The following is a 12,466-nucleotide window of genomic DNA, read 5'->3' as shown; positions in this document are numbered from 1 at the left end:
ATTTTCATTTTTGCTAAACCTTTTCAACGTTAAAAAATGATATAAAGGGGGCTTTTATTAAAAAAAATCCAAACCTTGGTTGTCTTTATCAACATATTCACTTGACAACTACTCAACTAAATTCCATATCCGGACAGCCAAGGCAGGATTTTTGTACTTGTACTAGGATACCACAACAAAGAACTAATAAAATAGTATTCATATATTTGTTAAAAACCTAGTCACATTTGAAACTAAAAATCAACAAAAAAAAAATTTTAAAGCGTATTGCAATAACTTTTATTTCGATATTGGTTTTTGTTACCCTTCTGATCTTAAGTCTGAGGCTTCCTGCCGTTCAAAATTTCATCAAAGACAAACTCGTCGTCTATCTTGAGAAAAAAATCAAGACCAAAGTAAGTCTGGAAAGGGTTTATATAGGATTCCCAAACAGTCTTGTGATGGAAAACCTTTATCTCAAAGGACAGGATGTAGACACGCTTCTGGCTGTTAAAAAGCTGGATGTAGGTCTGAATATGATGAAGCTTATCAGTTCCACCGCCGATATTACTTCGGTGGATCTTGAGGGAGCACGCGCCAATGTAGTCCGTAAGCCAAACGGGACATTCAATTTCGATTATATCATCAATGCTTTTGCGACCAGCGACAAAGAGGAAAGTCCTTCCAAGCCTTTTATTATTTCTCTTGATAAGATTAATTTAAAGGATATTGGGGTGACCTTCAACGATCAGCAGTCAAGAAATGATATTAAATTATATTTCAAATCATTTGATACCAGGGTTAAAACCTTTGACCTCAATAAAAATACCTATGCCGTTAATGATATCAACCTTGACGGACTGAAATTAAAATTAAAACAGGACCTTATTGAAGAGGTTTCTAAAAAAGTAGAGAAAAAGGTAGATTCACTCAATGACAAAAAGCCGATGAATATAGGCCTTAGAGGAATCAAACTGACCAACTTCGATATAGATTACGGCGATGATAATACCAAAACGTTTGCTAAGGTTCTGTTCAAAGAATTAAGTACGAAAGTCAATAAACTGGATCTCGAAAATAATTCCTACAACATTTCCAATGTTTTTCTTTCCGGAGCTGATATTAATGCCAACCTGTACCTTCCTGCACAAAATGCCAATCCGAAGGACTCAAAAGAACCTGAGGTTTCTAAAGTTTCAGACAAGGATAAAGCGATGAAATTGCTTCTTGGAAAACTGGTCCTAAATGATGTAAAAGTTGTGTACAACAACACTGCGATTGCTCCCACCAAGCAGGGAATGGATTTCAACCACATGAATTTCTCCAAAATGAACGTGGAAGTAAGAAGCTTCAAAATGGAGAATAATACGTTTGCAGGAACCGTGAATTCAGCAGAAATTCAGGAAGGAAGAGGGCTGGATATCCAGAAATTCAATACCGATTTTGTCTATGCTGAAAAACAGGCTTACCTGAAGGATCTTTATCTGCAAACCCCGAAAACGCTGATCCGTGATGAGGTGATTTTAAATTATGAATCCCTTGATCAGCTGACTTCCAATCCGGGTGCTGTAAAAATTTCAGCCAATATCAAAGATTCCAAAATAGGTTTCGCCGATATCCTGAATATTGTTCCTACTTTACGAAATACCGCTCCATTCAATAAATACCCGAACGCTATTCTGAATGTGAATGCCAATGTTCAGGGAATCGTCAATGATTTACTGATTAAAGATCTTAAAGTTTCAGGTCTGGATCAGTTGAGAGTAGCTGCATCAGGAAGAATCAAAAATGCAATGAAACCTGAAAATCTTTACTATGATCTTAGGATTGCAGAATTTTCAGCAGAAGCTAAAACGGTTTACAATCTGGTTCCGAAAAACACCATTCCATCCAATATTTCCCTGCCTTCCCATTTCAGTATCAAAGGAAGTGCAAAAGGAACCACAAAGGTGGTGAAGGCAGACCTGAACCTCTACTCTACCCTTGGAAACGCTGCTATCGTGGCAGATGTGGACATGAGCAGAAAAAACCGCGAACTGTATGATGTAAAAGCTAATCTTCAGGCGATCCAGGTTGGAAAGATTATCAAGAATAAGGATGTCGGAGCCGTTACCGCTCAGATTTCTGCAAAAGGTGAAAGCTTTGACTTCAAAAATGCAAAAGCAGATCTTAAAGGTCATGTAGCATCGGCTGTTTACAAAGGATACCGCTACCAGAATATGGATCTGACGGGTAAAATTAATAAAGGAGTTTACAATATCGTTCTCAACTCGAAAGATCCGAATGCAAATCTGAATTTAATAGCTTCCGGAGTTTACAGTGAAAAAAATCCTACAGTGAAAATCAACGGTGAAGTGATCAAACTTGATGTGAATAAACTTGGATTCTATGAAAAACCCATGATTATCGCAGGAAAGATCGACGGAGATTTTTCAAGCCTTGATCCGGATGCGCTGAACGGGTATTTAAACTTAAAAGATTTTGCATTCTCAGATACCAAAGAAGTTTATCCGGTGCAGGAAGTGAATCTGAAAGCATCTTCTACACAGGATTCCACGCAGATTATTTTCAATTCTCAGATTGCTGATGTTTCATTAAAGGGAAAATATAAACTGACCCAGATTTTCGGTGCTTTAACGCAGACGATCAATCAGTATTATCAGTTCCAGAAACCTGCCAAAGGACAAAAAATTGATCCGGGGCAGTTTTTCACCTTCAATGCCAAGATTAAAAATGATGATCTGATCAGGAAATTTGTTCCGGAGCTGAAAACTTTTGAAACCATCAATTTAGCAGGAAATTATGATGCTGATTCTCAAAAAATTGAAATAGGCGGACAGATTCCGCAATTATTATATGGTGAAAATTCGCTGGAAAATGTAGCGTTAAAAGTAACCAATGAAAATCAGGCGTTACAGTACAGTCTCAATGCAGGTTCTTTAAAAAGTTCCAGCTTCACCCTGAAAAAAATAGCGGTGACCGGAGATGTGGCTGATAATACCATCAATTATAATGTTACGACCAAAGACGACAAAGATGCTACGCAGTTCCTTATTGCAGGAAAGGCCAAATCGCTGAATGATATCACAGAAATATCTCTGAACCCGGATGGTTTAAAACTTAATTATTCGGACTGGAATGTTGCTGAAAACAATAAGATCCAGATCAGCAGCAAAGGGATTTTAGCAGATAATTTCGTTTTATCAAACGGAGGAAGTCAGATCTCACTTCAGTCTGAAACCGAAAGTCCGGCCAGTCCTTTGAATGTTGCCCTTAAAGATTTTAAAATAGAAACCATTACCGAACTGATTAAAAAAGATACGGTTCTGGCCAAAGGAACAATCAACGGAACAGCTCAGCTTCGTGATGTCACGAAAAATATGACTTTCACTTCAGACCTTAACATCACAGATCTGATCGTGTACGGAAATGCAGTTGGAAATCTGGCGGTAAAAGTGAATAATGCTTCACCGAATATTTTAAATGCTGATGTTGCGTTATCCGGCAATGATAACGATGTGAAAATCCTTGGAGATTACAATACTTCTTCAAGCACATTTGATCTGAATATGGCGATCAATAAGCTTCAGATGAAAAGTGTTCAGGGATTCTCCATGAATGCGATAACGAATACGGAAGGCTATATTTCAGGAAATTTAAAGATTACCGGAAATACAGAAAAACCGAATATTTTAGGTAAGGTAAAGTTCAATGATGCAGGCCTGGAAATTGCCAAAACCGGCAGTGATTTCAGAAAACTGAATGATGAAATTGACTTTACGAACCGTGGTATAGAATTTAATAAGTTTAAAATCAACGATAAGGACGGAAATTCCCTTGTCATCAACGGGCAGGTTCTTACGCAGACTTACAGGGATTTCGCATTTAATCTTGATGTGAATGCCAAAGATTTCAAAGTGGTGAATTCAGAAAAATCCAATGACGCGATGATGTATGGAATTCTTGCCATTGATGCAGGACTTCATATCCGTGGAAACCTGGATCTTCCGAAAGTGGACGGCAGACTGGCTGTTTCTGATGATACCGACTTCACTTTTGTCCTTCCGCAATCGAGTCCTTCTGTACAGGAGAGAGACGGAATTGTTGAATTCATTGATCAGGATCAGGTAGTTTTAAACAAAACCGTTAAAGCCGATTCTCTGAAAGCCCAGAGCCGCATCAAAGGAATGGACGTGAGTGTGAATATCGAAGTCAGCAAGGAAGCTAAAATGTCCATTGTAATTGATAAAGCGAACGGAGATTTTGTAAAACTTCAGGGTGAAGCAGAACTGACGGGCGGAATTGATCCTTCAGGAAAAACAACGCTTGTAGGGGTTTATGAAGTAGAAAAAGGTTCGTATGAACTTTCCGTAAGTCTTCTGAAACGTAAATTTGATATCCAGAAAGGAAGTACCATTACGTGGACCGGTGAACCGACTGCCGCGATTATGGACATCACCGCTGTATATAAAACGGAAGCCCCACCTATTGATCTCGTTGAACAACAAGTGAGTGGTGAAGATGCTTCCATACTGAACCAGTTTAAACAGAGAATCCCTTTCAATACTTTACTAAAAATGAAAGGTGAGCTTCTGAAACCACAGATCAGTTTTGACATCACGACAGACGAAAAAAATAATGCAATCTCGTCTACGGTAAAAGACATTGTTGATCAAAAGCTCACACAGCTGAGAACTCAGGAATCTGAAATGAATAAACAGGTTTTTGCGCTTCTTCTACTGAACCGTTTTATTGGGGAAAATCCTTTTGAATCCGGCGCGGGAATGTCTGCTGAAATGATGGCCAGACAAAGTGTGAGTAAAATTCTTTCGCAACAGCTGAACAATCTTGCTTCGGGCTTAATTAAAGGAGTGGATATAGATTTAGGCCTTGATTCTTCCGAAGATTATTCAAGCGGGAAGAAAAATACAAGAACGGATCTGAATGTTGGGGTAAGTAAAAAATTACTGAATGACCGTCTGAAAGTTTCCGTGGGAAGTAATTTTGCCCTGGAAGGTGAAGCACGCCAAAACGAAAGCACAACGAATATTGCAGGAAACGTTACGGTAGATTACAGCCTTTCAAAAGACGGAAGGTATATGCTTAGAGCGTATCGTAAGGATGAATATCAGGTGGCTCTTCAGGGACAGATCATAGAAACGGGAGTAGGTTTTATCATTACTTTAGACTATGATAAATTCCGTGAAATTTTCCAGAAAAAACAAAAAGAGAGACGCAAAAAAGAAAACAAAAATAACCAAGTGGTAGAATTTAAATAATGAAAAGCAGACTTAATCTATATTGTAAATATCTGTTCGCTTCGGGCCTTACCGCAGCTAGTCTTTCCTGCAGCAATACGAAATACCTGAAGCAGGGACAGATGCTGTATACGGGTGGTGAAGTGAAAATAGAAAACGACAGTCTTTCGAAGAAGGAGAAAAAAGAACTAAAGGCTGCTTTGGAGGAGAATTTAGTTCCTAAACCCAATTCCACTTTATTAGGTCTCCGTCCGAAATTATACTTCTACAATATCGCCAAAGAACCTAAAAAAGATAAAGGTTTTAATTACTGGCTAAAATATAAAGTAGGTGAAAAACCTGTATTACTGGGAGATGTAGACCGTGAGTTCAACAGAAAGATTATTGAAAACTATTCTGAAAACAAGGGGTATTTTAATGCAAAAGCGACCTATGATACGGTTTCTAAAAATAAAAAAGCACAGGTTATTTACACCTTAAGACCCGGTGCAAGATATCTGGTGAGCAATGTTAAGTTTCAGCAGGATTCTTCGCTGGTCAATAAGGAAATTCAAAGTTTAGCCAATAAAACGCTTCTTAAAACCGGAAAACCTTTTGATCTTGATGTAATTAAAAATGAAAGAGAAAGGATCGATAATGGCTTAAAAGAAAGAGGGTTCTATTATTTCAGTCCGGACAATATTATTGTTCAGGCGGACAGTACCGTAAGCAAAAATCATCAGGTTGAGCTTAACGTAAAATTAAAAGAAGACACTCCGGATCTGGCGACTGATCAGTTCAGCATTGACAAGGTGATTGTTTTCCCGAATTATAATATTCAGGATGTAAAAAGAGGAAAGTATAATGTTCCTATGAATCCTGACTCACTTTCCAAATATGCTTATGATGACATTTATGTGATTGATCCGCAGCATAAATTTAAACCAAAGATTTTCGACAGAGCTTTGTACTTTAAAAAAGGAGATCTGTATAACCGCTCCAATCATAATCTTACGCTTAACCGCCTGATCAGTCTGGGCGTTTTCAAATTCGTAAAAAATGAATTTATAGTTTCAGATTCATTAAAACATCAGTTTGATGCGTATTATTTACTGACCCCGAGACAAATTCAGTCGCTAAGGCTTGAAGCTTTGGGAAGAACCAATTCTGCCAACTATGCCGGTAGCGAATTGAATTTAAACTGGACGCACAGAAACTTTTTCAGAGGAGCCGAACAGTTTAAAGCAGCTGTTTATGGTGCATTTGATTTCCAGATGGGAGGTCAGGAAAATGCAAAAAACCTGTTTCGTGCAGGATCAACCGTACAGCTTTCCATTCCAAGGATCGTGGCGCCTTTCCGCTTCAATTCTTCAAGTGCATTTGTTCCGAGAACGAATATCAATTTAGGATTTGAATTCCAGAACCGTACCGAGTATTATACGTTGAATACATTCAGTGCATCATTTGGGTATTTATGGAAGGAAAATGTAAGAAAGGAGCATGATCTGAAGGTATTGGATGTGACATTGGTTTCACCTGCCAAGGTTACCGCTCTGTATGACTCTATATCCGCTAACAGTGATGCCATGCAAAGGGTTGTTCAGAAGCAGCTTATTTTTGGCCCTACCTATTCTTATACGTATACGAACACAATGCTGTCCAAACCGACGACCATTTATTATAAAGGAACATTGGATTTGGCAGGAAATATTACAGGTTTGGTAACTGGCGCTAATGTTGAAAAAGGAAAAGAAAAAAAGATTTTCGGAATCCCTTTCAGCCAGTATGCTAAAATGGAAAACGACTTCAGGCTTTATCATAAGTTTACAGAAAAAACTTCTTTAGCCACCCGATTTATTGGCGGGATCGCTTATCCTTACGGGAATTCGGAGAATATTCCTTTCTCCAAGCAGTTCTTTTCAGGAGGTAGTAACAGTATCAGAGCATTCCGGGCGAGAACATTAGGTCCGGGAAGTTTTGACCCGAGAACCATTAAATCCGGTTATTATTTTGACCAGTCCGGAGATATTAAGCTGGAACTTAATGCTGAATACCGTGCCAATCTTTATAAGTTTTTAAATGTGGCGGTCTTCGCAGATGCAGGAAATGTCTGGTTAATTAATGAAGACACCCAAAGACCGGGCGCTAAATTTTCCAAAGAATTTTTAAGTGAAGTTGCAGTCGGAGCCGGAGTTGGTCTAAGACTTGATTTCTCTATCTTAATTTTGAGGCTGGATCTTGCCATGCCACTGCGTGTTCCTTATTATGAAAAAGGAGACCGATGGGCATTTAACCGGATCAACTTCGGAGATTCACAGTGGAGAAAAGATAATTTAGTTTTAAATATAGCCATTGGATATCCTTTCTAATATGATCAACAATATCAAATTTTTCTGGGAGACTTTAAAAGAGACTTTCGACGAATGGAACAATTCTTCCGCATCAAAAGATTCGGCAAGTCTAGCCTATTATGCGATCTTTTCCATCCCGGGGTTATTGATTATTATTATCTGGATCGCCGGAAATTTCTTTGGTGAGGAAGCTATTCGTGGAGAAATCAGTAATCAAATCGGTGGATTAATGGGAGCTGATGTGGCGAAAAGCATCGAAGGAATGATTGCCGGAGCTCTTATTGACAAGCAGAATATTTTCATGAAAACTGTAGGAATCGGATCTTTGGTTTTCGGTTCCACAACTCTGTTTTTCCAACTGCAGCATACTCTAAATACGCTTTGGGATGTGGAAGCTGCTCCTAAAAAAGCTTTAATTAAATTTCTTCTGGACCGCGCGAATTCATTGGGAATGATTCTTATTTTAGGTTTCTTACTGATGATCACAATGATTTTATCTTCAATGATCAGTCTGTTCAACAACTGGATCACCAATTATTTTGGACTTGAAACGTATATGCTTGTAGAGCTCGTGAATTTTGCCATCGGTTTTGGTTTGGTTATGCTCTTGTTTGCATTGATGTTCAAAGTGCTTCCTGATGTAAAAATCAGCTGGAAACCTGTATGGAAAGGCGCTTTACTGACGACCGTTTTATTTACACTGGGTAAATTTTTACTGAGTCTGTATTTCGGTAATTTCAAACCTACTTCTACTTTCGGAGCTGCTGGAACCGTTATTTTAATTATGATGTGGATTAATTATTCCTGTATGCTGATCTTTTTCGGAGCCGAGTTTACGAAAGTGTACAACTATAAAAAAGGCTACAAAGTGGTTCTTTCCAAGCATGCCAAATGGAGTGCGGCGAAGATGTACAGAGATAGTAAAAAGGAGAATGAGCCTGGAGAGCGTTGAGAATTTCGGGGTATGTGTTGTGAGATGCGAGATTCTCTTGTATCAATAGGTGTTTATCATTAATACATTTTACATTTTACATTTTACATTTTACATTTTACATTATAAAAAAAAATAGCCTCCCAAAAATTCAGGAGGCTTTATTTTTACATTCTGTTCACTGTTCCTATTCCCAGTAACTTTAATGATTTTTGTATTGTTTTTGCTGTTATATCGGATAGATTTAAACGGAATTGAGTCACGTTTTTATCTTCCTGATTTAAGATAGGATTACTTTGATAGAAAGAATTGTATGTTTTAACCAAATCATACACATAATTCGCGACCAAAGCAGGACTTAATACTTCTGCAGACTTCGCAACCACTGTTTTGAAATTGGCCAATTGCATGATCAATTCTTTTTCAGACTGGCTTAATTCAATTTCTGCAATTTCTTTTTGCTCAAAATTAGCTTTAGCCAATAAAGATTGGATACGTGCAAAAGTATATTGAATGAAAGGCCCTGTATTTCCATTAAAATCAATACTCTCTTCAGGATTGAACAGCATTTTTTTCTTTGGATCAACTTTTAACATGAAGTATTTTAACGCTCCTATTCCTACACTTTCGTAGTTTATGCTTTTCTCTTCTTCGGTAAAGTTTTCTAATTTACCCAGCTCTTCAGATTTAGCTTTTGCGATATCGTGCATTTCCTGCATCAATTCATCAGCATCCACAACCGTTCCTTCACGGGATTTCATTTTTCCGTTCGGAAGTTCTACCATTCCGTAAGAAAGGTGGAATAGCTGGTCTGCCCATTCATATCCTAGCTTTTTCAGAATTTTAAATAAAACCTGGAAGTGATAATCCTGTTCGTTTCCTACGGTATAAATTAATTTCTGAATATTATTTTGTTTAAAACGCTCTACAGCCGTTCCCAAATCCTGAGTCATATATACAGAAGTTCCGTCTGAACGCAACAATAATTTTTGATCTAAACCTTCATCTGTAAGGTCACACCAAACCGAACCGTCTTCTTTCTGATAAAGAATGCCTTTGTCCAGTCCTTCCTGAATCAGATCTTTTCCTAAAATATACGTATTGCTTTCGTATTGAACCTGGTCGAAATTCACTCCCAGTCTTTGGTACGTTTCGTTGAAACCTTTGTAAACCCATGCGTTCATTTCGTTCCAAAGATTTCTTACCGTCTCATCACCATTCTCCCAATCTAAAAGCATTTTTTGAGCTTCTTTGATTAATGGAGCATCTTTTTTGGCCTGATCTTCTGTTGAACCCTGTGCAACAAGTTCTGCAATTTCTGTTTTGTAGTTTTTATCAAACTCTACATAATAGTTTCCTACGAACTTATCTCCTTTTGTATTCGTTGACTGCGGAGTCTCCCCTTTTCCAAATTTTTCCCAAGCCAACATTGACTTGCAAATATGAATTCCTCTGTCATTGATGATCTGAGACTTGATCACATCATAGCCTGCCTCTTTAAGAATCTGCGCTACGGAAAATCCTAATAAGTTATTTCTAACGTGTCCAAGGTGAAGCGGTTTGTTGGTGTTTGGGGAAGAATATTCCACCATTACTGTAGAATTTTTCTTTTCTATGGTATCAAAATCATTGCTCACAGATCTGAAGTTATCCACAAACAATTGGTTTTTTACCTTAATATTAAGGAAACCTTTTACTACATTGAAGCTTTCGAACAGGTCAGAGTACTCCGTCAAAGCTCCTCCCAATTCAACGCCAATATTTTCAGGATTTTTTTTCAGCTGTTTTACCAATGGAAATGTAACAATGGTAAAGTCGCCTTCAAATTCCGTTTTATTTTCCTGAACTTCCAGATTGATGTCTTTCAATTGAAATACATTTAAAATTACCTCCGAAAGTTTCTTCTCTATGATATCTTTAATATTCATGTGTATCTATTGCTTTTTTAAAGACTATGGGGATAGTCTTTTCTTCTCAAAATTTTAAAGTACAAATATACGGAAATAAAAAAACCGCCCCAAGGCGGTTTATATAAGAATATTATTGTTTAACAAAAACTAAGGTTGCCATGTCATTCCCGGGCGTATCGTCTAAGTCTTTGGAATTATCCGAAATTCTTAACTCAACATTAGTGAATGACTGAACTGTCTTTTTTAATGTTTTAACAGTTCCTGCCTCATTATAAGTTATTGTCAGACTGCTATTGTCATAAGACCATTTACCACCGAAAGAATCAATATGATCACAACTCCCGGCAGAAGAAAGCGCATATCTCTCATAGGTTCCGGAAAAATCAGAGTTTATTGATATTTCCCCCTTTTTATCACAATCATTTAAGAGAATGCTTTTTCCCCTGAATTCATATTTAAAAGGTTTCCAGCTACCATTGATACTTACACTTTCCACAGGTGTATTCTCATTGTCGTCATTACCTGAACATGAGATAACAGTCATAAAAAGACAAATTCCTAAAAAAAATTTCATATTTAAATATTTACTTTGGCTAAGCTACAATTTGTTTAGCCAATAGATTAAAATTTATCCCAGAATAATTTTGTAGTTGCCTTATCACCACCAATTTTACTGGCTGCTGCATTAACGTTAGCTCCATTCAATACATATTCCTGATCTGAATAAGGCATTCTGTATGGTACAGAAGACAGGTTAGATTTTGGAGGATTCACAAGAGTTGGGTTATCCAAACGTCTTGTAAAATTCCAGCAGGCAAGTCCTTTGTTGAACATAGCAATCCAAGCTTGAACCCCGATAGACTGTTTCCAGTTAACTGCATTATAAGGATTGGCAACTAAATAGGTTGCAATAGTCGCATCTGCAACTCCATTTTCTTTCATAGATGAAGTAACTGCAGTAGCATAAAGATCTACAGCTGTACCACCAGCAGCATATCCTCTTGCTGCCGCTTCGGCTTTAAGAAAATTCACTTCTGCATAACTTAATAAGTTTGAAGCTGTTGTTGAAGATCTAAAATAGTCATTTAAGTGAGAAAAATCAGAATATGGATCATTCAATTCACCAAAAACTCCTCCTTTATAGATTCCTCCAACTTTTGTAAACCACTTTTCCATTCGTGGATCTGACAAGCTATTCATGGTATTGATCACTATTTCACTAGGAACAAAATCGTCCCTGTTGGAAGCTACCAAGTTATCAAAAACAGGATTTGAGAATGTGTTTCCATCATACTTAAATTTATAGGCATCATCTTCAGAAGCAATAACTCCTCCTGCGATCGCTGACTCAACCGTTGCTTTTGCCAATGTAGGATCAACATCAGCCAAGTTTATCCCTAATCTTAATTTAATAGAATTAGCAAACTTTATCCATTTCGGCATGCTGCCCGCATATACCAAGTCTCCAGAACCATATCCTTTTGCAGAAGGTTTTACTGCTGCGATCACAGCATCAATTCTTTTAATTAAATCAATATAAATGGTTTTGGCATCATCATATTTTGGTGTTAAAATTTCATTTGGCTTAAAAGCTTCAGAATAAGGAACATCTCCGAAAGTATCTACCAGGTTTTCCCAGATAAAAATCTCCTCGATTTCCAAAGTTGCCATTTTATTCGTACGTACATCTTCAGTTTCCACCTCATTTTTCAGATTCTCTTTTGCCTGTCTGAGATTATTCAGACTGTACACGTACATCCTGTTAAAATGATTTCTTGGCTGGTTTCTCGTTACCAAATCATACTGAGTCTCCTGGGGATATTGCCCTTCTGCCCATTGTTGCGTAAAAAAACGGTAATTGTTAAAATTCACACTTGGGTTATCCATATAATAAGAAGACTGGAATAATGCGGTCGCCAGCAAATTTTCTGATGGTAACACCGATGGATGTTTAGGGTCTTCATTCAGTGAGGTCAGATCACTTTGACATGATACCAAACTTGCCGATATAAGTATACCAGTTAAGGCTGCTTTTAATATATTTTTCATTGTTGATTT

The 12,466-nt window shown here is 37.5% G+C and carries 6 protein-coding genes; 3 read left to right on the top strand and 3 right to left on the bottom strand.

The genetic code is table 11. The annotated features are described in order from the left end of the window. Positions 1 to 227: 227 nt before the first annotated feature. Genes BM143_RS22830 through BM143_RS22820 form a run of 3 tightly spaced genes read left to right on the top strand, consistent with a single transcriptional unit; the run spans position 228 to position 8,519 of the window. Entirely contained in the window at positions 228 to 5,258 is a 5,031-nt protein-coding gene (locus BM143_RS22830) for a translocation/assembly module TamB domain-containing protein (RefSeq protein ID WP_090027588.1), read from the top strand. Next, the gene (gene tamL / locus BM143_RS22825; protein ID WP_090027586.1) at positions 5,258 to 7,585 is read left to right on the top strand and encodes a translocation and assembly module lipoprotein TamL; all 2,328 of its coding nucleotides are present in this window, start codon (positions 5,258 to 5,260) and stop codon (positions 7,583 to 7,585) included. The genes BM143_RS22830 and tamL overlap by 1 nt, the downstream gene beginning before the upstream one ends. A 1-nt stretch (position 7,586) precedes the next feature. After that, entirely contained in the window at positions 7,587 to 8,519 is a 933-nt protein-coding gene (locus BM143_RS22820) for a YihY/virulence factor BrkB family protein (RefSeq protein ID WP_090027585.1), read from the top strand. 146 nt (positions 8,520 to 8,665) lie between these two features. Here the strand turns inward: BM143_RS22820 and argS are convergent, their stop codons facing one another. From argS to BM143_RS22805, 3 genes are all read right to left on the bottom strand, one after another. After that, a complete protein-coding gene (gene argS / locus BM143_RS22815) occupies positions 8,666 to 10,426 on the bottom strand; it encodes an arginine--tRNA ligase (RefSeq protein ID WP_090027583.1) in 1,761 nt (586 codons plus the stop codon). Positions 10,427 to 10,538: 112 nt separating this feature from the next. Continuing rightward, positions 10,539 to 10,982, bottom strand: coding sequence for a lipocalin-like domain-containing protein (locus tag BM143_RS22810; protein WP_090027582.1), 444 nt, complete (start codon positions 10,980 to 10,982; stop codon positions 10,539 to 10,541). A gap of 47 nt (positions 10,983 to 11,029) precedes the next feature. After that, a complete protein-coding gene (locus BM143_RS22805; protein WP_090027705.1) occupies positions 11,030 to 12,457 on the bottom strand; it encodes a SusD/RagB family nutrient-binding outer membrane lipoprotein in 1,428 nt (475 codons plus the stop codon). Between the last annotated feature and the right edge of the window lie 9 nt (positions 12,458 to 12,466).

The sequence above is a fragment of the Chryseobacterium oleae genome (assembly GCF_900115055.1).
Lineage (GTDB): Bacteria > Bacteroidota > Bacteroidia > Flavobacteriales > Weeksellaceae > Chryseobacterium > Chryseobacterium oleae.
This window is presented reverse-complemented; position numbering and strand designations above follow the sequence as displayed.

Excerpts from the sequence above, each read along its gene's own strand:
- tamL (WP_090027586.1), top strand. The coding sequence starts at position 5,258 with ATGAAAAGCAGACTTAATCTATATTGTAAATATCTGTTCGCTTCGGGC.
- BM143_RS22820 (WP_090027585.1), top strand. The coding sequence starts at position 7,587 with ATGATCAACAATATCAAATTTTTCTGGGAGACTTTAAAAGAGACTTTC.
- argS (WP_090027583.1), bottom strand. The coding sequence starts at position 10,426 with ATGAATATTAAAGATATCATAGAGAAGAAACTTTCGGAGGTAATTTTA.
- BM143_RS22810 (WP_090027582.1), bottom strand. The coding sequence starts at position 10,982 with ATGAAATTTTTTTTAGGAATTTGTCTTTTTATGACTGTTATCTCATGT.
- BM143_RS22805 (WP_090027705.1), bottom strand. The coding sequence starts at position 12,457 with ATGAAAAATATATTAAAAGCAGCCTTAACTGGTATACTTATATCGGCA.